General features: G+C 51.1%; 16 protein-coding genes. 3 read left to right on the top strand and 13 right to left on the bottom strand.

Annotated elements, in window-relative coordinates:
* Nucleotides 1-28: 28 nt before the first annotated feature.
* The 9 genes from ACOQOZ_RS04725 to ACOQOZ_RS04685 form a co-directional block, all read right to left on the bottom strand.
* A complete protein-coding gene (locus ACOQOZ_RS04725) occupies nucleotides 29-2,050 on the bottom strand; it encodes an ABC transporter substrate-binding protein (RefSeq protein WP_420591124.1) in 2,022 nt (673 codons plus the stop codon).
* A 195-nt stretch (nucleotides 2,051-2,245) separates the two neighbouring features.
* Nucleotides 2,246-2,959, bottom strand: a complete 714-nt coding sequence (locus tag ACOQOZ_RS04720; RefSeq protein WP_420591123.1) for an electron transport complex subunit E — start codon at nucleotides 2,957-2,959, stop codon at nucleotides 2,246-2,248.
* Nucleotides 2,959-3,666 (bottom strand): electron transport complex subunit RsxG, encoded by a 708-nt coding sequence (gene rsxG / locus ACOQOZ_RS04715; protein WP_420591122.1) that lies wholly within the window; start codon nucleotides 3,664-3,666, stop codon nucleotides 2,959-2,961. The genes ACOQOZ_RS04720 and rsxG overlap by 1 nt, the downstream gene beginning before the upstream one ends.
* A 12-nt stretch (nucleotides 3,667-3,678) precedes the next feature.
* Complete coding sequence (rsxD, locus tag ACOQOZ_RS04710; RefSeq protein WP_420591121.1) at nucleotides 3,679-4,743, bottom strand: electron transport complex subunit RsxD; 1,065 nt, start codon at nucleotides 4,741-4,743, stop codon at nucleotides 3,679-3,681.
* Nucleotides 4,743-7,505: an electron transport complex subunit RsxC gene (rsxC, locus tag ACOQOZ_RS04705; RefSeq protein ID WP_420591120.1), complete on the bottom strand. Its 2,763-nt coding sequence runs from the start codon at nucleotides 7,503-7,505 to the stop codon at nucleotides 4,743-4,745. Before rsxC ends, rsxD begins: the two co-directional genes overlap by 1 nt.
* Nucleotides 7,502-8,155, bottom strand: coding sequence for an electron transport complex subunit RsxB (gene rsxB / locus ACOQOZ_RS04700; protein ID WP_420591119.1), 654 nt, complete (start codon nucleotides 8,153-8,155; stop codon nucleotides 7,502-7,504). Before rsxB ends, rsxC begins: the two co-directional genes overlap by 4 nt.
* A gap of 15 nt (nucleotides 8,156-8,170) precedes the next feature.
* Nucleotides 8,171-8,752, bottom strand: a complete 582-nt coding sequence (gene rsxA / locus ACOQOZ_RS04695) for an electron transport complex subunit RsxA (protein ID WP_420591118.1) — start codon at nucleotides 8,750-8,752, stop codon at nucleotides 8,171-8,173.
* A 414-nt stretch (nucleotides 8,753-9,166) separates the two neighbouring features.
* Nucleotides 9,167-9,958: a substrate-binding periplasmic protein gene (locus ACOQOZ_RS04690; RefSeq protein ID WP_420591117.1), complete on the bottom strand. Its 792-nt coding sequence runs from the start codon at nucleotides 9,956-9,958 to the stop codon at nucleotides 9,167-9,169.
* 43 nt (nucleotides 9,959-10,001) lie between these two features.
* Nucleotides 10,002-11,096 carry a porin gene (locus tag ACOQOZ_RS04685; RefSeq protein WP_420591116.1) on the bottom strand — a complete coding sequence of 365 codons (1,095 nt, stop codon included), beginning with the start codon at nucleotides 11,094-11,096 and terminating at the stop codon, nucleotides 10,002-10,004.
* A gap of 188 nt (nucleotides 11,097-11,284) precedes the next feature.
* On the opposite strand from ACOQOZ_RS04685, the gene apbC reads away from it, so the two are divergent.
* Both apbC and ACOQOZ_RS04675 read left to right on the top strand, forming a co-directional pair.
* On the top strand, nucleotides 11,285-12,382 hold the full coding sequence (gene apbC, locus ACOQOZ_RS04680) for an iron-sulfur cluster carrier protein ApbC (RefSeq protein WP_420591115.1): 1,098 nt from the start codon (nucleotides 11,285-11,287) through the stop codon (nucleotides 12,380-12,382).
* Between the two features lie 230 nt (nucleotides 12,383-12,612).
* The gene (locus ACOQOZ_RS04675; RefSeq protein ID WP_420591114.1) at nucleotides 12,613-14,673 is read left to right on the top strand and encodes an FAD-dependent oxidoreductase; all 2,061 of its coding nucleotides are present in this window, start codon (nucleotides 12,613-12,615) and stop codon (nucleotides 14,671-14,673) included.
* Between the two features lie 120 nt (nucleotides 14,674-14,793).
* On the opposite strand, the gene ACOQOZ_RS04670 is transcribed toward ACOQOZ_RS04675, so the two are convergent.
* The 3 genes from ACOQOZ_RS04670 to ACOQOZ_RS04660 all read right to left on the bottom strand — a co-directional run bounded on the left by ACOQOZ_RS04670 (nucleotide 14,794) and on the right by ACOQOZ_RS04660 (nucleotide 20,827).
* A complete protein-coding gene (locus ACOQOZ_RS04670) occupies nucleotides 14,794-16,383 on the bottom strand; it encodes an ATP-binding protein (RefSeq protein WP_420591113.1) in 1,590 nt (529 codons plus the stop codon).
* Between the two features lie 149 nt (nucleotides 16,384-16,532).
* Nucleotides 16,533-19,748 carry an efflux RND transporter permease subunit gene (locus ACOQOZ_RS04665; protein ID WP_420591112.1) on the bottom strand — a complete coding sequence of 1,072 codons (3,216 nt, stop codon included), beginning with the start codon at nucleotides 19,746-19,748 and terminating at the stop codon, nucleotides 16,533-16,535.
* 11 nt (nucleotides 19,749-19,759) lie between these two features.
* The gene (locus ACOQOZ_RS04660; protein WP_420591111.1) at nucleotides 19,760-20,827 is read right to left on the bottom strand and encodes an efflux RND transporter periplasmic adaptor subunit; all 1,068 of its coding nucleotides are present in this window, start codon (nucleotides 20,825-20,827) and stop codon (nucleotides 19,760-19,762) included.
* A 198-nt stretch (nucleotides 20,828-21,025) separates the two neighbouring features.
* On the opposite strand from ACOQOZ_RS04660, the gene ACOQOZ_RS04655 reads away from it, so the two are divergent.
* Nucleotides 21,026-21,262 (top strand): GrxA family glutaredoxin, encoded by a 237-nt coding sequence (locus ACOQOZ_RS04655; RefSeq protein ID WP_420591110.1) that lies wholly within the window; start codon nucleotides 21,026-21,028, stop codon nucleotides 21,260-21,262.
* Here ACOQOZ_RS04655 and ACOQOZ_RS04650 read toward each other — a convergent pair whose 3' ends face one another.
* Nucleotides 21,263-21,916 (bottom strand): TIGR01621 family pseudouridine synthase, encoded by a 654-nt coding sequence (locus ACOQOZ_RS04650; protein ID WP_420591109.1) that lies wholly within the window; start codon nucleotides 21,914-21,916, stop codon nucleotides 21,263-21,265.
* Between the last annotated feature and the right edge of the window lie 4 nt (nucleotides 21,917-21,920).

Genomic DNA, 21,920 nt, shown 5'->3' with positions numbered 1-21,920 from the left:
GAGTACTTCAAAAAAGCGGCAGCGTAATTCAGCTGCCGGATTTATCCGGTTTAATCTGAACCGGATTAAGAATTCCCGGGCTGGAAATTTGGTTGCGGCCATTGGATTTGGCGTTATACATCCTCAGGTCGGCTTGCTCTATCAGCTGATCGGCAGAGGTCAGTGTTTCCGCATCGAAACTGGCAACGCCCATACTCAAGGTAATAAAGGGGGCGACACTTGAAGCTTTGTGCTCCAGTTGTACGCTGCGGATTTTTTGCTGAATCTGCAGTGCTACGCTGTTGGCTCCCTGCAGATCCGACCCTGGCAATAACACCACAAATTCTTCACCACCAAACCGCGCAGTCAGATCAGCCGGGCGTTTGGCACACAGACGAATCACTGCGGCGACTTTCTGCAAACAGTGATCGCCCTCCAGGTGGCCATAAGCATCGTTATATTGTTTAAAGAAATCGACATCCAGCATTATCAGCGATAATGGCGTGCGTTCACGACGGCAGCGTAATATTTCCCGCTCGATTGCTTCATCAAAATGGCGGCGATTAGACAGCCCGGTTAGGGAATCGGTACGGGATAAATGTTCGACGCGTTTTTTATCACTGATGTCGGTGGCAACCAGTGCCACACCGTCTTCGACGTCATCAACGCGAAAATCCGGTTGAATGGTGATGCTGAGCCAGGAGTTGGTACCCTGTTTATCGTGGATCTGCAGCTCGCCTGACCATAAACGGTTATCGTTGATGGCGGCTTTCATTTGCTGAAACTGGTTGCAATCCGGATTCGTTAATAAGTTTCTGAACGGCGTGTTGATCAGTTCTTCCGCTGTGTATTGAGTCAGATTTGCCCAGGCTTTTGACGCCATAATAAAGTTCAGATCGGGAGATAAAATACAGGCGTGCACCCACTGGTTAATCACTCGAAGATAATCCTGCATGGCATCGTTAGTGCGGCTTAATTCCTGTGTTTTTTCTTTTACCCGAGCCCTCAGGCGAAGATTGTTGTAATACTGAAAACCAACAAAAATGCTTAGTACTAATAAGGCAACAGCACCGGCTTTAAGCCATTCGTCACTGACCACCGGCTGATTAATATGATCGAGATAATGAATCCCCTCCAGGCTGGCGGAGTCGGGTGCTTTTCCGGTATTTTTATAAATGTCAGCGATGCGTAACAGGCGGTTTGGACTGAAGTAACCTAACTCAATGGCGCTGGCATGAATAATCCGGGCGGTCATTTCCGCTTCAAACAGCAGGTGTTCTATCGACATATCTGGTGTCAGGTTATTGTGAATCCAGACCGCCATTTTCTCCGGATTTTTCAGCGCATAACGCCAGCCTTTTAACGCCGCGCGACGAAACGCCAGTACCTGCTGGCTATTGGCCTTAAAATAACTCTCTTCGACAAAAATCATATCGCCATAAAAATCGATGCCGTAGCTGCTGGGGGCAATCAGATCGATCTCGATACCAGCGTTTTTAAAATCGAAAGGCTGGCTGGTGCTGTAAACAGAAATGGCGTCGACACGGCCGTCAATCAGATCCTGATTGTTAAACGAGTGGGGCACGTGAGTGATGTCTTTGGAGGTCATCGAAAATTCAGAAAACATCGCCTGCAGCACGGCGTCGTCTGCGTCTTTAATGTACATCACCCGTTTGTTTTTCAAGTCCAGCGGGCTGACCAGTTGACTGCTTTTCAACGTCGCCAGTACCAGAGGTGACGTTTGAAATATGGCAGCCAGCACGACCGGCTTTTTGCCTTGCAGGCGTGCCAGCACCAGGCTGGAATCAGAGATACCGAATTGAGCTTCACCGTCCACCACACTCTCCAGCGGCGACTTATTCGGGTTAAGTTCACGGATTTCGACATTCAGCCCTTCGTCAGCGAAATAGCCCTGGGTTTGCGCGGCGTAAAATCCGGCAAACTGAAACTGGTGCTTCCATTTAAGCTGTAACACCACATCTTGTTGTGCATTTCCAACAGTAGGCAGGAGGAAAAGCAGCAATACAAACGGCATCCATGCGACTCGTGGCGAATGACGTCGATAGGTCACAGGCGAATGTCTTTATAACAACAGGTAGTTAAAGTATGGAAGTGTGAGCGATGAATGCAACGACAGCTTGTTTGCAGTGCGTAAGCGTTGAATGTAACAAAAGGTTTTCGGGCGCAGAGAGTACTGCGCCGGAGTTGTTCAAGCGGCCGGGAAGGTCACTTGAAGGTCACAACAGGGTCGTAGGAAGGTAACAGGTCAGCTGATTTTTCCGGTTACCCGGGCGCGTTTACTGCCCACTTCCACTGGTGCTTTTTTCGCTTCGGCGGCCTGTTTGATCTGATCATCAATGATGTTTTTCACGGCGATCAATAACCCCATGGCAACAAAAGCGCCGGGTGGCAGGATGGCAAACAGGAAATCCGGGTAGTCTTTCACCAGCTCGATTTTCCAGTCAGACGCCATTGGCCCAAACAACAGCTGCATATCGGAGAAGATCACGCCCTGGCCAAGAATTTCGCGCATGGCGCCCAGTACCACAAGCACCACGGTGAAACCCAGTGCCATCATAAAGCCATCTACCACAGATGGCAGAATCGGGTTTTTACAGGCGAAAGCATCGGCACGACCTAAAATCGCACAGTTGGTTACGATCAGTGGAATAAAGATCCCCAGCACCTGGTACAGCTCATAGGTAAAAGCCTGCATTACCAGTTCGGCGACGGTTACGAACGAGGCAATAATCATCACAAACGCCGGTAATCGCACCGCTTCAGATACATGGTTACGAATCAGGGAGACCGACAGGTTGGAACCGACTAATACCATCATGGTCGCCAGACCCAGGCCTAAGGCATTGACCACCGAACCGGTGACCGCCAGCAGCGGACATAAGCCCAGCAGCTGAACCAGAGCCGGGTTGTTGTTCCATAAACCGTCGAGGCTGATATCGCGTAAAGATTTAGTGGCCATTAGCGTGTCTCCACGGAAGCTGCTTGAGGCGTATTGTCGGACTGAGACTGGCCAGTGTTCTGTGGCTCAACCAGGCGGCTGTTAAGGATCTGTGCCTTGTGTTGATCAAAGAAGTTCAGCGCCCGTTTTACCGCCCGAACCACCGCGCGAGGGGTGATCGTAGCGCCGGTAAACTGATCAAAGTCGCCACCGTCTTTTTTCACGTTCCAGCGGCTTTCTTCCGGGTTAAACAACGACTTGCCGGTGAACGACAGTACCCAGTCGGATTTTTTAATGTCGACTTTATCGCCCAGTCCTGGTGTTTCTTTGTGTTCGATTACCCGTACACCCGCCAGTGTGCCATCGGCTTTCACTCCAACAATCATAGAGATATGGGTGGTGTAACCGTCCGGAGCAACCACCGGGATAATGGCGGTATGCACCACACCCTGATGACGCGCCAGATGAATCTTAGCGTCGTCGGCAATGGGTCCTAACAGCTGTTGGTTAAAGTCGCCATTGATGGTCAGGGTATCGTTCAGCAGATCATTGTCATAATCGCTGGCCGGCACAATTTCATTTAACGCCCGGGCTTCGGCCTGGCGAATGTTGTTTTCAATACGTTCCTTAGTGCCCACCTGAGCTACGGCAATAGCGCCAGCGGTAACCAGGGCAAATAGTCCCAGGCCAATGGCGTTATTGCGGATGGAAAGCAGAAGTTCGTTCATGGGGTGCTCTCCTTAATTCTTTTTCGCAGCTAAACCACGTTTGGCTTTTTTATGGCCATAGGTGCGTGGTTGGGTGTAGGCATCAATAAACGGCGCGGCAAAGTTCATCAGAATGACAGCAAAAGCCACGGCGTCCGGATAGGCGCCCCAGGTACGGATGATATACAGCAGAATGCCAATGCCAGCGCCATAAATCAGTTTGCCGCGTGATGTCGTTGAGGCGGAAACCGGATCGGTGGCAATAAAGAATGCACCCAGCATGGTGGCGCCGCTTAACAGGTGTAGTGACATTGGCGTATACATGTCTTCGTCCCAGCCCAGCAGCAGTGAGCAGGTCGCCAGTGCCGCTAACATGGCCACCGGAATATGCCAGCTGATGATTTTACGCCAGATCAGGAATACACCACCGAGCAGGTACGCCAGATTGACCCATTCCCAGCCGCCGTTTAACCAGCCGTTAAAGGTGCTTTGTTGCAGCACCACATCGGAAGTTTCTTTGGCGATTAAGTGTTTGTAGGCATCCAGCGGAGTTGCGCCGGTAAAGCCGTCAACCACAGAGACACCATCAACCGCCTCGGTACCAAAAATAGCGCTTAACGTGCTGCCAATATCGGCAAAACCGCTGCCGGTCATTTGCGAAGATAAGGCCCAGTTGGTGGTCATTTGTACCGGGAAAGACACCAGTACCAGGGCGTAACCCACCATCGCCGGATTAAACGGATTGTTGCCCAAACCACCATACAACTGCTTGGCGAAAACGATGGCAAAGCTGGTTGCCAGAACCGTAATCCACCACGGCGCAAACGGCGGTAACGCCAGGCCGAGCAACACGCCGGTCAGCAGGGCGGTGTTATCTTTCAGGAAGAAAGCCAGCGGACGTTTGCGAATCTTCAGCACCAGTGCTTCGGATATCAGTGCAGTAGCGCTGGCCAGCAATACATTCACCAGAGTGCCAAAGCCGAATAAACCGGTGGCCACAGCCAGACCCGGCAGGGTGGCCAGAATCACGGTTAGCATCACATTGCTGGTGCTGTTTGGGCCGTGAGTGTGTGGCGATGACAGGGTAATCAGTGCCATCAGGCATCTCCCTCTGCAGTAGCACCCGCTTGCAGCTGAGACAGCTCGGTTTGCAGTGCGTTAAGTTTGTCTTGTTGTTTGTTAACCGCTTTGCTCAGAGCATCAACAGTTTCCAGACCTTGCTCCTGAGCCATGGTCAGGCGTTCCTGGGCTTTGGCGACACGATCCTGCTGCGCCCGGATTTTCTTTTCCAGGGCTTCCAGCTGTTCGTTACTGGCAGTGCTGGTGCTGTCGGTGTTAGCGGATGCAGGACTGTCTGTTTCTGAGCCACTGGCAGCACTCTCGTTGGTGCTCTTTGTAGCAACCCCATTCTGAGCCGCAGCCAGTTGCGCTTTCACTTCGTCCACCTTGCCTTGCTGGCGTTCGATACCGGCTTTTAAGGCATCAACCGTGTCCAGACCGTCTGCTTCGGCTTGCTGCAGGCGAGTCATGGCAGTATCCAGACGGGCCTGTAATGTCTCCAGCTTGCGCTGTAAACGTTCCGGCGTGTTTGGATCACCTTTGTCAGATGCGACATGTTCCGGAGCTGACTCTGCGGCTTTCTGGGCTGCTTTTTCGGCTTTTTTCGCGGCCGCAATTTGCTTCGCCAGGTCTTTGATCTTGTCCTGAGTTTTCGCCAGCGCGGATTCAAAAGCAGGGACTTTGTCAGCTTTTTCCGGATCTTCTTTGGCAGCAGCAATCTTTTCTTCTGTTTTACTTTTGGCTGTTTGCGCAGCGGCTAATTGCTTCTGCAGTTTTTCCAGCTCAGCCGGATCAAAGGCCGGAACCGCAGCTGCTGCAGCCGAAGTGCCATTAGCAGAACCAGCAGACAGGCTGGCATCGTAAGCCGCTTTGGCTTCGTCGACACGGGTCTGTTGCTTGGCAATACCTTCTTCCAGCGCAGCAACGGTATCGAGACCTTGCTCTTTCGCGTCGGCTAAACGTTTTTGTGCTGTTTCCAGGCGAGCCTGGGCGGTTTCCCATTTTTTCTTCAGACGTTCTGGAGAGTTCGGATCACCTTTATCGCTGTCGGTTGCCGAAGCAGGAGCCGCTTTGGCGGCTTTTTTCGCTTCAGCGATTTGTTTCGCCAGCGTTTTAATTTTTTCCTGGGTTTTTTCCAGGGCCGCTTCAAACGCCGGGATCTTCTCAGACTGAGCCGCGTCTTCACGGGCGTTGTCGAGTTTTTCCTGGGTCTTCTTCAGAGCGGATTGAGCGCCATCCAGTTGCTTCTGCAGCTTTTCCAGTTCGGCATTGTTCGCCGGAGCGGCAGTTGCTGCAGCCGGAGTCGCTGCTTTTTTCGCACTCTGAGCCTTGGTGGCTGCTTCAGCACGGGCTTTGCGTTTGGCTTCTTTTTCGGCTTTTTCGCGTTCCTGACGGGCAACACGATTTTCGAAACGTTCTTTGGCTTTTTCCGCTTTAGATTGGGCTGCGCGTTCTTCACGCACCGCACCTTTGGCGTAACGGTAATATTGCACCAATGGAATATGGCTTGGGCAAACGTAAGAGCAGGCACCACATTCAATACAGTCGAACAGGTTGTGCTGCTCGGCTTTGTCGAATTCCTGCGCTTTGCTGAACCAGTACAGCTGCTGTGGCAGTAACTCAGCCGGGCAGGCGTCAGCACACATGCCACAACGGATACAAGCCATGGCGATATCGTTTGGCGGCAGCTCTTTATCGGTTGGTGCCAATAAGCAGTTGGTGGTTTTAACCACGGGTAAATCCAGTGATGGCAGAGCAAACCCCATCATCGGGCCACCCATAATCACACGCTCACGTTTCTGCTGTTGGTAACCGGCCTGTTGCAACAGGAAATTGGCTGGGGTACCTAATAACACTTCCCAGTTACCCGGTTGCTGGTTGGCGTCACCGGTTAAGGTGGTGATACGGCTGATCAGAGGTGTGCCGTGATACACCGCGTCGGAAATGGCCGCGACGGTACCGACGTTCTGACAGACAATGCCCAGGTCAGCAGGAATGCCACCGGCGGGTACTTCTTCGCCGGTCAGAATCTGAATCAGCTGCTTTTCGCCACCGGAAGGGTATTTGGTCGGAATGGCGACCACATCGATATGATGTTCTTCGTGCAGTTCAACCAGAGCGGCGTTTAATGCCTCTACGGCTTCAGGTTTGTTGTCTTCAACACCAATCAAGCAACGTTTGGCGCCAAGTATGTGCAACAGAATCTGAGCACCGGAAATCACCTGTTGAGCGCGCTCACGCATCAACATGTCGTCGGCGGTGATATAAGGCTCACACTCTGCGCCGTTCAGAATCAGGGTGCTAATATCACGTTTGCCGGTATGCAGTTTGACTGCTGTCGGGAAGCCTGCGCCACCCATGCCAGCGATGCCACAATCACTGATGTGACTAACCAGTTCTGTCGCTTCTAAGTCGCGAATATCGTCGACGCCACGTTTGGCCAGCAAACCCTGGCGTTCAATCCATTCATCTTTGCCATCACTGTCGATCACAATGCACAGTTCTTCCAAGCCGGAGGCATGCGGAACCTGGCGTGGTTCGATGGCGCTGATTGTGCCGGATGTCGGCGCGTGTAGTGGTACGCTGACAAAGCCGTTGGCTTCCGCCAGCATCTGGCCTTTAAGAACCGCGTCGCCGACTTTAACCAGTGGCTCAGCAGGGGCACCAATATGCTGGTGCAACGGCAAAATCAGTTGTGGTGCAATCGGCGCCTGTTGAATTGGCTGGCCGGTTGACTGGGTTTTGTTTTCTGCCGGATGAATACCGCCGTCAAAATCGTACAGACGAATCAGGTTGGTCATGCGGCACCTCGCTCATCATCGTCATTGGCGGGTGTAGCCTGTTCCTTCATATCGCTAGCGATAGCAGGTTTTTTATCTGTAGCAATCAATTCCACTCCGGAGGTTGGCGCTTGCCAATACCAGCTGCTTTTATCGGTGCTGACAGGCACCATATCAATACAATCGACCGGGCACGGCTCAACACACAAATCACAGCCGGTACATTCATCGGCAATCACGGTGTGCATTTGTTTAGCGGCACCAAGAATGGCGTCAACCGGGCAGGCCTGGATACATTTAGTACAACCAATACATTCGTCTTCGCGAATGACGGCGACATTCGGAACGTCATTTTCTGCACCGTGTTCGGCGTCTAGCGGTTCGGGTTCAACACCGAGTAAATCAGCCAGCGCCTGGATGGTGCTTTCGCCGCCGGGAGGACATTTGTTGATTTTGTCGCCATTAGCGATGGCTTCGGCGTAAGGCTTACAGCCGGGATAGGAGCACTGGCCACACTGGGTTTGTGGCAGCAGATTATTGATCTGATCAACGATTGGGTTGCCTTCCACCTTGAAACGCACTGCGGCAAAGCCGAGCACGCCACCAAAGACGGCAGCAAGAATCACCAGGACAACAATGGCTATCAGAATAGCGATAACAGCAGTAGACATACTATTCACACACCCTTAAATGCTGACCAGGCCGGTAAAGCCCATAAAGGCCAGTGACATCAGGCCTGCGGTAATCATAGCGATGGCCGAACCCTGGAACGGCTTAGGTACATCGGCCACGGCAATACGTTCACGCATTGCAGCAAACAGCACCATAACTAAAGAAAAACCAACCGCAGCGCCAAAGCCATAAAGAATGGATTCAACAAAGCCGTTGTCGCGTTTGATGTTCAGCAGGGCAACACCAAGCACGGCACAGTTGGTGGTAATCAGGGGCAGGAATATACCTAAAACACGGTAAAGCAGTGGACTGGTTTTCCGGATAGCCATTTCGGTAAAACCGACAACCACAGCAATTACCATAATGAAGCTGATGGTTTTGAGGTAGGCCAGATCGAACGGCAGCAGGATGTAGGTGTACACCAGATAGCTACATACCGACGCCAGGGTCAGTACGAAGGTGGTGGCTGCGCCCATACCAATGGCGGTTTCCAGTTTGTTCGACACACCCATAAAAGGGCACAGACCCAGGAATTGCACTAATACAAAGTTGTTCACCAGTATGGTGCTCACCAGAATCAGCAGATAATCAGTCATCGGTGTACTCTTGCTTATCCGCACTTAACGGCGGGTTATCAATGGCGGCGAGTAAAGCGGAGCCGTCACGGTTTAAATTTGGGCGCGCATTATCCCAAATTTGCGATATTTCCTACAAGCTGGTCTTGACTGGTTTTAATCACAAAATGGAATAAGCTTAGCGGCAGACATAGCTATTCGTCTGATTTTGCAGTCTGTTAGCCGTATTTAACAAGGCAGATTGGCTCAGGCTCAACGAGACAGTCGCGGCCCAAGTCGTCTCAATGTTGATGTTTATTGCTGGCCGGGATCGTGCTGGTGCATGCAAATCAGACCATGGGCCTGGGCAGAAGTGTAAACAGGCTGGCCGTTATCAGCCATGATGCGCATCAATAATATGCCTGTTGAGGAATGTTTGTTTGTGTGGATGCTGGTTTATTTGGCAGCGCTGGAAGTCCGGGTGTAGCGTTCAACAATCGCATCGATCTCGCCAGAAGCTTTCATCGTTGCAATAACCTGATTGAACTGCTCGATAAAGCGTTTGACGTCATTTCCTGCTTCTTTATTAAACGCCAGATAGCCTTTTTCGCGTGACAGAATATGAGTTTCCTCAATATCTGACAGCGAGAGTGGGCGTGCTTTATTCATGAGTGCCAGTTGGTACTGAATGGACAGACGATCGTTGATGTAACAATCGATGCGGCGATTAAACAGTTTTTTCAGGTTTGCGGCGGTGCTGTTGACTTCAGTCAGACGAATAATTCCCTGGCGGGTTGCTGCTTCTACCGCCGGACCGGAACTGAATCCGGAGTTCTGCCCAAACGTCAGACCGTTGTAATCCTGCGGGAATTGTTTGTCCGTTAACTTAAGATCGCGATGGCAATAAATCACCAGCGTCTCTTCCAGAATCGCGGTCGAATAAGCCATATAAGGTCGTTGTTTTGGTCGATAGTAGGGTGGGTACAACATCGACAGCTTGCCGTTTTTCAGGTCGCTCAGCCCTCGTTTCCAGGGCAAAAATGTGATGGTGGCGGGTTGCTCCATGCGGGTCACTGCACTGGCAATAATATCGGTGTAAATACCAGTGATTTTTCCATTCGCTTTGAATGAATAAGGCGGGTAAGACTGGTCACCAGCGATCTCAAGCCCGTAGGCCGGGATACTGGTGATCAGGCTAAGCAGCAGCGCCGATATCAGGATGTTCCAGCGATGTTTCCAGCTATGCACAATGACTTCCCTGATTAGTTAGGTTGATTTTGACCAGCGGGTGTTACAACAAATTTCCGGAGAAATCATAGCGTAGCCCGGCACTGATCTGGGTGGTTGAATCTCCGGATTCCGGATCCTGATACAGGTATTCAAGATGGACCCGAACATTATCCGCCAGCTGTTTTTCCAGCGTCAGATTTATACCGGAAAAAGATCGGCTGGAGCCGGTTTTGTCACCATCATCGTAATCGAAGTAGCCGGTTTTTACTTTGAACCGACGTGGTAACGGATAGGCCAGTGATACGTCGGTGCTGTTGCGATCGACACTTTTCCCGGCGGCAGGATCGAAGGTGATGTCCTGATAAGCGGCAGCGATGTATAAACCCGCAAGGGTCGTATGTATCGCGAATGCATTGCTTTCCAACTTGTCGCCGACCAGCTCGCTGTTCACTTTGTCGGCGCCGGTTGAATCGGCATACGCGTAGGCCAGATAGACAACGCCTGCATCAAACGAAACACCTGCATTCACGATGTCGGCCGAATTTTCTCCGCTGCTGCCATCGGTACGAACTGCCGCGAGAAAACGGAAGCCGTTGCGCTGGTAGTCGTACATCGTGGAGTTATCGATAAAGAAATTATTGAAGCCTGCGGTGGTATCTCCGTGAGCAAAAGCAGTGCCGTCGTAGGCGTAGGGACTGGCTCTGTGGTTAAAAATATCGACGTGTTCGCCAATCAATAAATATTGTGGTGGACGTTGTTTACCCAGCGTCAGTTTACCGTATTCGCCGGAGATGCCGGCAAATGCCAGGCGGGCGCCGTCGATCTGGCCACCGTCTGCAATTTTTACGTTCCATTCGCCCTGAAAAAACACCTGAGTTGATTCCATAACATTTGTCGATCCTTTCAGACCAAAGCGTGATAAACCATCCTGAATATCTGTGGTGGTTTTTTTATCGTCGTCGCTGTAAGTGAGTACTGGACGGAAACTACCGTACAAGGATAAATCGGAATCATGCTGCCTGTGCGCTTTGCTTTTGCGCATTTGTTCTATTTCTTTTTCCAGTTGCGCCAGTCGTTGTTCAAGGTCGGCAAAGGCAGGTTGAGAAAGGGACAGTGACGCAGAAATAACCGCGGACGTTAAAATCAGAGTACGCATAGTGCCTCCGGCTTTTTATGAGGTTATTTCAGTGTAGGAATATAAATTGGCTTGATTAGAGAAAGTGTCTCTTTAATCCAATCTCGTCTCAAAACAGTCTTTTCTAATAGCCATAATTTCTGTCAGTGGTAATTGTTGTTTATCTACGTAAAATTCCTGCGATTACATTGTTATTTTTATAGGAACAGATGGTGGCTCAACTTACCCACTCCCAGGTGGAACAAGCATTATCCGGTTACACCGACCCTTATCTGAATCAGGATCTGGTTTCAGCAGGTGCCATTAAGAATATTGAAATTAATGGCGATCAGGTCACCGTCGATATTTTTCTCGGATATCCATCGGAGTATCTGAAAGACGGTATTGCGCAAATGCTGGTGGTGGCGCTGGAGAATATCGATGAATGTGCCAATGCAACTGTGAATGTTGACTGGCGCGTCGCCGATAATCCGGCGACTGAGGCAATCGAAGCCATCGCTCAGGTGAAAAATATTGTTGCCGTTGCTTCCGGCAAAGGTGGCGTGGGTAAATCCACCACGTCGGTGAACCTGGCGTTAGCGTTAGCCAAAGACGGCGCCAAAGTAGGTTTGCTGGATGCCGATATCTATGGCCCGAGTCAGGGCATTATGCTGGGTGTGGCCGACGGTACTCGTCCGGAAACGGTTGATGGCAAATGGTTTGTTCCGGTGGAAGCTCACGGTATTAAAACCATGTCGATGGCGTACCTGGTGACGGAAGATACTCCGATGGTCTGGCGTGGACCTATGGTTGCCGGGGCATTGCAGCAGATTATGACCCAGACCCAATGGGGCGAACTGGATTATCTGATCATTGATATGCCTCCGGGCACCGGTGACATTCAGCTAACACTGAGTCAAAAGTTCCCGGTAACCGGTTCCGTGATTGTTACCACACCGCAGGATATTGCTCTGGCAGACGCCAAAAAAGGTGTTGAGATGTTCCGCAAAGTGAATATCCCGGTGCTGGGGATGATCGAAAACATGAGTATGCATATTTGCTCAAATTGCGGTCATGCTGAACACATCTTTGGTGAAGACGGTGCTGAACGTCTGGCTGAAACTTATCAGACCGAGGTACTGGGCTCTCTGCCATTGTCGAAGTACATCCGTGAGCAAAGCGATGCCGGTACCCCTGTGGTTGCTGCCGATGACTGTTCCGAGGTCAGTATGATGTATCGTCATGCCGCCCGTAAGATGGCTGTGGTGTTGGCCCGCAGTGCAGAGGCCAGCACAGCGATGCCGGATATTCAGATCTCCGACGATTAATTCCCTCTATAGCTGTTTCATGGCCCGGTGTTGCACCGGGTCTTTTCCCTCGGCGCAACGCTGCAATTCTCCGTGAATTGGTAATTACCCGGTCCAAATTCGCCTCTTGTTATAAATAATCATTGTTCTGCTATAAAAGATCATTTACCCCTCAGGTAATAGCGTTAAACTGGGCGCATAACAAATAACTAGCTGAATCAGGCTAATCCCTCTCTGGAGACCGTATAGAGATGAGTCATTACCCTCACGTTTTTGAGCCATTAGATCTGGGCTTTACGAAGTTAAAAAACCGTATCGTTATGGGTTCCATGCACGTAGGTCTGGAAGATCGTCCGTGGCATTTTGATGAAATGGCGGAGTACTTCGCTGAGCGTGCTCGTGGTGGTACTGGCCTGATGGTGACCGGTGGTTTTTCTCCAAACCGTCGTGGTGATTTATTACCATTTGGTTCCAAGCTGATTTCCGGCTGGCAGGTGCCGTTCCATAAGAAGGTGACCACAGCGGTTCATGAAGCCGCTGCTGACAGCAAGATCCTGCTGCAGATCCTGCACGCGGGTCGTTATGGTTACACCCCGTTTAACGTTGCTCCATCGGCTGTTAAGTCACCAATTACGCCGTTTAAGCCAAAAGAGTTAAGCGCTAAGCAGATCGAAAAAACCATCGATGATTACGTTCGTTGCGCCAAGCTGGCCCAGAAAGCGAACTACGATGGCGTTGAAATCATGGGCTCTGAGGGTTACTTCATTTGTCAGATGATCAACAAGCGCGTTAACAAGCGTACCGATGAGTGGGGTGGTTCTTACGAAAACCGTATTCGTTTCCCTCTGGAAGTGGTACGTCGTATCCGTGAAGCGGTGGGTGAAGACTTTATCCTTATGTTCCGTCTGTCGATGCTGGATCTGGTAGAAGACGGTTCCGAAATGGACGAAGTTCTGCAGCTGGCGAAAGAGCTGGAAAAAGTCGGTGTGACCATCATTAACACCGGTATTGGCTGGCACGAAGCACGTGTTCCAACCATCGTAACCTCTGTACCTCGTGCTGCGTTTGTCGATGTAACGGCAAAAGTAAAAGAAGTGGTGAACGTGCCGGTTGTTGCCTCGAACCGTATCAATATGCCGGATACTGCTGAAGATATTATCTCCAGCGGTAAGGCCGATATGATCTCCATGGCGCGTCCACTACTGGCTGACTCGGAATGGGCAAATAAAGCGGAAGCGGGTAAGGCAGACGAGATTAACACCTGTATCGCCTGTAACCAGGCTTGTCTGGATCATACTTTCCAGATGAAGCGCGCCAGCTGTCTGGTGAACCCACGTGCGGGCCACGAAACCAAGCTGATTTATAAAACCGTTGGTCAGGCGAAAAAAGTTGCTGTTGTTGGTGCCGGTCCTGCCGGTCTGGCATGTGCCAATGTTGCTGCGCAACGTGGCCATAATGTGACCCTGTTCGAAGCGCGTGAGCACATTGGTGGTCAGTTCAACTACGCGGCACGTATTCCGGGTAAAGAAGAATTCCACGAAACCATCCGTTACTTCCACAAGATGATCGAAGTGCATAACATCGACTTGCGCCTGAACACCTGGGTGGATGCGGAACAGCTGAAAGCGGAAGGTTTTGATGAAGTGGTTATCGCTTCTGGTGTTGAACCACGCGTACCAAACATGCCAGGTGCTGATCACCCGAAAGTCGTGACCTACCAGCAGGTTCTGGACCAGGGCATGGAACTGGGTAAAAAAGTGGCGGTAATGGGTGCTGGTGGCATCGGCTTCGATATGTGCGAATACCTGACTCACGAAGGTCCGTCTCTGACTCTGGACAAAGATGCCTGGATGAAGGAGTGGGGTGTTGATGGCCAGAACGAAATTCGCGGTGGCCTGAAGCCTCAGGAAATCGAAGAATCGCCACGTAAGGTGTATATGTTGCAGCGTAAGGCGTCTTCTTTTGGTAAAGGCCTGAACAAGACTTCGGGTTGGGTACACCGTGCCGTGGTTGCCATGAAAGGCGTTGAAACCATTGGTGGTGTGAGCTACGACAAGGTTGATGATGAAGGCCTGCACGTAACCATTACCAGCGGTAAGAAGGGCGAAGAAGTGACGGAAACCCGCGTACTGGACGTCGATCATGTTGTTCTTTGTGCCGGTCAGGTATCCGTGAACAAACTGCATCAGCAGCTGGAACAGGACGAAAGCAAAACATTTAACCTGCACCTGGTTGGTGGCGCTGAGTTTGCCGGCGAGTTGGATGCTAAGCGTGCTATCCGTCTGGCAAGTGAGCTGGCCGCAGAGCTGTAATGTTTAGGTTGGGGCAGAGAATGCTGCCCTAGCTGATATAAAAAACGGGCCATAGGCCCGTTTTTTATTGGTTGTTATTCAGGTTCGAATGCATCACGGTGTGCATTCGGGATGGTAGATTCAGTTGTCGATTTTCTTTGGAATTAATAAGCGGAAACCTGCTCCCGACTGATAGTCCGGGTCGAGAAAAATCTCGCCTTTAAGGCGTTGGTGAACGATGTTGTACACCAGGTGCATCCCCAGACCGGTACCGCCCTGGCCACGTTTTGTGGTGTAGAACGGCTCGAAAATCTTCTGGCGAGCCTCTTCACTTAAGCCTTTGCCGTCGTCGGTGTAGCGGATAACGGCATTGCCACGTTCTTCCGCCACAACAATGCGAATCACACCGTCGTTCTTGTCTTCATAACCATGAATTAATGAGTTCATCACCAGATTGGTGATTACCTGAGAAATCGCGCCCGGGTAGGTACTCATGCGCAGCTGTTCGGAGCAATCGATCTCAACGGTGTGCTTGGTTTGTTTAAATTTGGGTGACAGAGTTTCGAGTATTTCGGTCAGGTACTCTTTTAATGAGAAATCGCGGATGTGTTCGCCAGTCTGATCTTCCGATACCTGTTTAAAGCTCTTAATCAGATGTGCGGCTCGTTGCAGATTTTTGTCGAGGATCCCCAGGCTTTCTTCCATCATGCGGATAAAGTCTTCGAAGTCCTGCTTGGTCATTTCACCTTTATCAAACAATGTGCGCATTTGCTGGTAATGATCATTGATGTAGGAGTGAATGGTGATGCATAACCCCAGCGGCGTGTTAATTTCGTGAGAAATACCCGCCACCATACCACCCAGCGATGACAGTTTTTCCGCTTCGATTAATTTGCCTTGGGTTGAGTGCAGCTCTTGAAGGGTTTGATTCAATTCGTCGACGGTGCGCTGTAGGCTTTGGGTTCGTTCACCCACACGGTCTTCCAGCTCGGCATTCATAATACGCAATTGTTGCTGCGCCTGGGTCTTTTGCTGCAGTTCATCGTTCATGGCAGCACTTAACGCGTTAAACGCATGCACCAGAATATCGATTTCGTCGTGGGCATCGGATTCCCGCAGCGACAGCGGTACGAAGCTGTCGTTATTGATGCGGTAATTCACTTCCAGCGCCATATGGCGAATACGGGCGTTAATCAGTCGGTGAACCACCAGCGCCAGTAACGACGCCAGCAACAGCATACTGATCAGCTGTGCCACCATGTTGGACAGTGCGGTTTTTGTGGCGGATGCGAATACTGCGTCGTGGTCAAAAGCGACTTCCAGTTTGCCCAGCAGTTTGTCATTGAAATAGATATCGATGGTGTCGATGTTGCCGTGATGGGGGCGGGAGCCGTCTTCGATATTCAGATTGAGATTATCGGTTACCCGGACGTAGCTGATAGCGTCCAGATTCATAATGCCTTTCACCTGAGTGCGGATCTGTACTTCGTCATAGAACCACAGGCTGGAACCCAGCGATTCACTGTAGCCAACGGCAATGGACTCGAGCCGCTCGGCAAATGCATCGGTTTGCTGCTGATAATTCCAGGCAACAATAATGGCACTGATGGCCAGCGACAGCGTTACCGAGGCGATTGCAAAATAAAGAATGATGCGCCACACCAGAGAGTGGTGCCACTGTTGCCCGGTGTTATCTTTGCCCAACGGGTTTGATGATGTTGATGTATCCATTCGCTCGGGGCGGCCTGTTATCAGCTGGAATCAGAAATTAACTTCATTCTAGCTGAATTTCACCTGTCGCGCTGGCGGATATGGACTTTTGTTGAATAGCAGAAAGGCCCGCAAAAATACTCCGTTTGTGCGGGCCTTTCTTTTTGAAATCAGCTGCTTAGCCGTTTACGGAAGGCGGCAAAATACAGCAGCGGAATGATCACCAGCGTTAACAGCGTTGAAATCAGGATGCCAAAGATCAGCGCGATGGCAAGGCCGTTAAAGATCGGATCATCGATGATAAAGAACGCACCAATCATTGCCGCCACTGCCGTCAGTACAATAGGGCGGGCACGCACCGCTGCTGACGTCACCACCGCATCCTCAAAGCGCATACCTTCTGATAACTGCTGATTGATAAAGTCGACCAGCAGAATTGAGTTGCGAACGATGATGCCAGCCAGAGCAATCATGCCGATCATCGACGTTGCGGTGAACTGAGCGCCAAATAATGCATGCCCAGGCATCACTCCAATCACAGTTAACGGAATTGGCGCCATAATAATCAGCGGCACCAGGTAAGAGCGGAACTGGGCAACTACCAGTAAATAAATCAGGATCATGCCAACACCGTAAGCAATGCCCATATCCCGGAAGGTCTCGTAGGTGATTTGCCACTCACCGTCCCATTTCACCTCGGCAGAGTCGGGCAGCGTTGGTGGCGAAATATAACTTTGTGGCCAGTTCAGCCCTTGATCCGGCATCGCAAAGGCGACCGAAAACAAGCCGTACAGTGGGCTGTCCAGATCGCCCGCCATATCCGCGGTGACAAACACCACCGGCTGCAGGTTTTTGCGATAGATATTTTTATCGATGGTTGTTTTCCGTACAGCGATCAGATCCCCGAGGCTTATCAGCTGACCATTTCCTACTTTTACCTGCATCACCATCAACTGGTTAAGATTTACCTTATTGCCTTCACTCAGTTCCAGGCGAATCGCCAGTGGGTATTTGTTCTGTTCGGTGTGCAGATAGCTGACGTCTTCACCGCCCAGTGCGGTATTGATTGCCTGAACAATGGTGCTCTGGGCAATGCCCAAATGAGCGGCACGCTGGCGATCGATATCCACCAGCCACTTTTCCTGATCGGCTTCAATCCAGTCATCAACATCCACAATGTCTGGTGTTTGCTCAAACAGCTGACGTAACTGTTTTGCGGCTGCTATTTGTTGCGTGTAATTGGCGCCATATACTTCGGCAACAATCGGCGCCATAACCGGCGGACCCGGAGGAACTTCGACAATTTTGACGTTGGCGTTGTACTGCTTGCCAATCATCTGCAGAGGTTCACGCACCGATAGCGCAATGGCATGGCTTTGGCGGTCGCGCTGGCTTTTATCGACCAGGTTGACCTGGATGTCGCCCTGATTCGGCAGGCGGCGCTGATAATACTGGCGCACCAGACCATTAAAATTAATCGGTGCAGCGGTTCCGGCGTAGAGCTGTAAGTCTTTAACTTCCGGTACTTTAACCAGTTCTTCCGACAGTGCTTCCAGCACCAGCAGGGTTTGTTCAACCGGAGTGCCTTCCGGCATATCCACGACAATCTGGAATTCAGATTTGTTGTCGAACGGCAGCATTTTTAACACCACCGCTTTAAATACCGGCAGCGATACGGCAATCGCGATCAGACCCATCACTGCGATGAACAACAGCGCACGTTTTTTTCCTGCCTGCGCGCCTTCGATAAACGGACGCATAAGGCCATTAAATAAACGGTACAGTTTATCGGCTTCAGGGTTGTGTTCTGCAGTTTGGTGTTCATGTTTGTGTTGCTGATTTTTCAGCAGCTTGTAAGACAGCCACGGGGTAACAACAAAAGCCACAATCAGGGAGATCAGCATGCCTGTGGAGGCGTTGATTGGGATTGGGCTCATGTAAGGCCCCATCAGGCCAGAAACAAAGGCCATCGGCATCAGCGCGGCAATCACGGTAAAGGTCGCGAGAATGGTCGGGCCGCCCACTTCATCAACCGCTGCCGGGATAATCTCCAGCAGTTTTTTGCCGCCCAGGTGCATATGGCGATGGATGTTCTCAACCACCACAATGGCATCATCAACCAGGATTCCAATCGAGAAAATCAACGCAAACAGAGATACACGATTGAGGGTGAAGCCCCAGACCCAGGAAGCGAACAGGGTGATGGCCAGAGTGATAAAAATCGCACCGCCGACGATAACGGCCTCGCGCCAGCTCATGGTGGCGAGCACCAGAACAACGACTGCAGCGGTAGCAAACAACAGTTTGGCAATTAACTTGTCAGACTTGTCTTTTGCGGTGGTGCCATAGTCGCGGGTAACGTCGGCCTGAATGGTATCGGGGATCAGACGGTTTTTCAGCGCGTTAAGGCGCTGCTCAATCTGTTGCGTAATATCAATGGCGTTCATTCCCGGTTGTTTGGCAATCGCCAGTGTCACCGCGGTTTTGCTGGCACTGCTGCTGCCGTTGATCACCTCGATGTGGCGGGTTTGATGTTCAGCAACGTCAGCCTGCAAGCGAATATCGGCGACATCCGCCAGGTAAACCAGGCCATTGTTATGTTTACCAACAATCAGCTGGCCCAGCGCATGGGTTGAATCGAGAAAACTGCCGGCCTGGACCTGAATCACCCGATTGTTCTGTACCAGTGCTTGCTGATGGCCTCCTGCATTGGCACTTTTCAGAGCGTTGCGAACATCGTTGAAAGCCAGTCCATGACCGTTCATGCGCGCCGGATCTAATTCCACCTCGACCACGGTTGCCTGTTTACCAATGGTGTAAATATCGCGGGTACCGGGCACACGTTTCAGATCACTCTCGAGCGCGTGGGCGACCTGGGTCAGCTGTTCGCCACTGACATCAACATCGTCTGACCATAGTGTGATCGCCATAATCGGAACATCGTCGATGCCCATCGGCTTAATCACTGGCTGCATTACCCCGAGGTTCTGTGGAAACCAGTCGTTGTGGCTGTATACCTGATTGTAAAGATTCAGGATGGCTTCCTGACGCGGGATACCCACTTCAAATTCGACGGTCAGAACCGCTTGGCCGGGTTGTGAGATCGAAAAAATATCGTCGACACCTTTAATTTCCGACAGCACCTGTTCTGCCGGGATTGCTACCAGCTGTTCCACTTCTTTCGGGCTGGCGCCGGGGAAACCAATAAAAACATTGGCAAAGGTCACATCAATTTGTGGCTCTTCTTCTTTTGGGGTTACCATAATGGCGAAAAAGCCGAGTAATAAACCAACCAGTGCCAGCAAGGGGGTGATCGCCGAGTTCTGGAAAGCCCGGGCGGTTTTACCTGAAATCCCTAATGGTTGATTGTCCGGTAATGAACTCATCAGTGGGCCTCTTATTGTTGTTGCTTGGCAAGTTGTTCGGAAGATTGTTTGGCAGACTTGAGTCTGGCGAGGGTGTCGTAACCATCAACAAAAATGGTATCGCCTGCATTCAGTCCGGATAACACCTCAACCCGGTCCTGATAACGGTTGCCGGTTCTTACCTGACGCAGTTTGCTGGTGCCATTGTCGTTGATATAAACCGCCGACAGTTCTGAGCGTTGAATGATGGCTGTTTTCGGTACGGTAATGGCCTGACGTTCGCCGGTTGTGATGAGCATCTTGGCCCAGCTGCCGGGAATCAGTTGTTGCGTATTGGCTGGCAGCTCGGCGCGAATACGCACGCTATGCAGCTGGTTGTCGGCATACGGATAGCGGGTAACTTTGGTTGGTTCTATCAATGTGCCGTTCACCCGAATCTGGATTTGTTGCGGTGAGTGATATTTTTGAGCCAGGCGCTGCGGAGCATCTGCAACTGCTCGCAGGCGATCCAGTGATAAGCCGGTCATCAGAGGTGTACCTGGTGCCACCAGCTCACCCGCTTCGATATGTCGGGCTCTTACAATGCCGGAATAGGGCGCACGAACCTGGGTGTAAGCCAGTTGTTCCCGGGCCTGACGGACACCAGCGCGGGCTGCTTCAACCGCTGCTGCCGAGCTTTTAGCGCGTGCGCTTGTGCTGTCGAGTTCTCCCTGAGAGAGCGTGCCCTGGCGAAATAAGCGTTGGTTTCGTTTCAGCAATACCTGTGCATCTTCATTTTGTGCCAGTGCTTGTGCCAGATTCGCTTTGGCTTGTGCCAGTGCGGCTTGTTGCTGAGTATTATCGATCTCAAGCAGTAGAGCGCCTTTTTCGACACGGTCATTTACGTCGAACAAAACAGATTGAACTGCACCGCTGGTTTGGGCAGAGACCGTGCTTTGATTGACGGCTTCCAGTGTTGCATCCAGTTCAAACTGCTGTGGAATGTTCTGCAGCACCAGTGTTTCTGTTGTGGTTTCAGCCATTGCTTTGCTGGCAGTACCCAGCAAGGTGGCAGCGGTGAGACTGACTAACAGCTTGGGTGCTAATGCATTTGCGTTCATAACAGAGTCCTTAACAAAAATCGTATTGCGGCACGTATAACTAAGTATGCATATATTAGAATATACTAATAATAAGAATGCAACCGTGCTGTTGAATTATGATTTTCTATCGTTGGGATAGAATTAATAAAATATCTACAGCCCTGTAGTTGGGTGATACTGAATCCACAGAATCAATAGTCATAACAGGAGAATGATATGGCGACGTATACAATCTTTGGCCGTGAAGGCTGTGGCTACTGCAGCCGTGCGAAACAATTATGTGAGATCAAACAGCTGGAGTATCGCTACGTCGATATTCAGAAAGAAGGCATCAGTCAGGCCGACCTGGAGAAAACCATCGGTAAGCCGGTTGCGACTGTGCCGCAGATTTTTCACGGTCGTGAATACATTGGCGGATATACGGAACTGGCAGCGTCTTTATCGGCTAAATAGTCAGAAGCACTGTTCTGGGCTGGACCAGGCCTGTGGCAGGTCTGGCCAGTTACCCGAGCACGGCTGAAGGCTCAGCTGCACCGGTTTCCCATCATCTTCAAAGGATATGGCGTAGGCGTGCAGGTAAGTACGATCAGCTGGTTTGCCGGCATAACGTTGGTCTCCGAGAATCGCTGCGCCGATACTCTTTAGTGCGACTCTCAACTGATGGGTTTTGCCGGTTGTCGGCTTCAGCAGATACAGGCGTAAGCCGCTGTGTTCGTCATGCTGGCTGATAAAGCGTGTGATGGCCGGGTTGTCCTGACTTCGTAACAGCTTCCAGCTGCCGTTGCGCGATTTAGTCATATCGCCCTTGATCCAGCCTTGTTTCTTTTTCGGCTTATCTGCTGACGCCGCCAGATAATATTTCTGTACCTTGCGCTCGCTGAATAACTGCGACAGGCGGGCTGCCGCCGGTTTGTTTTTAGCCAGCAACAAGATTCCGGAAGTAACTCTGTCGAGCCGATGAACAGGCCATAGTTCGGTGCCCAGTTGCTCGGAGGCTAACACCACCAGACCTTTCTGGTCGTCTTCGGTATGCATACCAATGCCTTCTGGCTTGGCGATGGCTAACCAGTCATCGGTTTGGTGGATAATAGAAAAGGCGGGGGACATGGAG

This window comes from Bacterioplanoides sp. (assembly GCF_965219715.1).
Lineage (GTDB): Bacteria > Pseudomonadota > Gammaproteobacteria > Pseudomonadales > Oceanobacteraceae > Bacterioplanoides.
Note: the sequence above shows the minus strand (reverse complement) of the source record. Positions and strands in the feature narration are given on the sequence as shown.

Excerpts from the sequence above, each read along its gene's own strand:
- ACOQOZ_RS04720 (WP_420591123.1), bottom strand. The coding sequence starts at position 2,959 with ATGGCCACTAAATCTTTACGCGATATCAGCCTCGACGGTTTATGGAAC.
- rsxG (WP_420591122.1), bottom strand. The coding sequence starts at position 3,666 with ATGAACGAACTTCTGCTTTCCATCCGCAATAACGCCATTGGCCTGGGA.
- rsxD (WP_420591121.1), bottom strand. The coding sequence starts at position 4,743 with ATGGCACTGATTACCCTGTCATCGCCACACACTCACGGCCCAAACAGC.
- rsxC (WP_420591120.1), bottom strand. The coding sequence starts at position 7,505 with ATGACCAACCTGATTCGTCTGTACGATTTTGACGGCGGTATTCATCCG.
- rsxB (WP_420591119.1), bottom strand. The coding sequence starts at position 8,155 with ATGTCTACTGCTGTTATCGCTATTCTGATAGCCATTGTTGTCCTGGTG.
- rsxA (WP_420591118.1), bottom strand. The coding sequence starts at position 8,752 with ATGACTGATTATCTGCTGATTCTGGTGAGCACCATACTGGTGAACAAC.
- ACOQOZ_RS04685 (WP_420591116.1), bottom strand. The coding sequence starts at position 11,096 with ATGCGTACTCTGATTTTAACGTCCGCGGTTATTTCTGCGTCACTGTCC.
- apbC (WP_420591115.1), top strand. The coding sequence starts at position 11,285 with ATGGTGGCTCAACTTACCCACTCCCAGGTGGAACAAGCATTATCCGGT.
- ACOQOZ_RS04675 (WP_420591114.1), top strand. The coding sequence starts at position 12,613 with ATGAGTCATTACCCTCACGTTTTTGAGCCATTAGATCTGGGCTTTACG.
- ACOQOZ_RS04670 (WP_420591113.1), bottom strand. The coding sequence starts at position 16,383 with ATGGATACATCAACATCATCAAACCCGTTGGGCAAAGATAACACCGGG.
- ACOQOZ_RS04665 (WP_420591112.1), bottom strand. The coding sequence starts at position 19,748 with ATGAGTTCATTACCGGACAATCAACCATTAGGGATTTCAGGTAAAACC.
- ACOQOZ_RS04660 (WP_420591111.1), bottom strand. The coding sequence starts at position 20,827 with ATGAACGCAAATGCATTAGCACCCAAGCTGTTAGTCAGTCTCACCGCT.
- ACOQOZ_RS04655 (WP_420591110.1), top strand. The coding sequence starts at position 21,026 with ATGGCGACGTATACAATCTTTGGCCGTGAAGGCTGTGGCTACTGCAGC.
- ACOQOZ_RS04650 (WP_420591109.1), bottom strand. The coding sequence starts at position 21,916 with ATGTCCCCCGCCTTTTCTATTATCCACCAAACCGATGACTGGTTAGCC.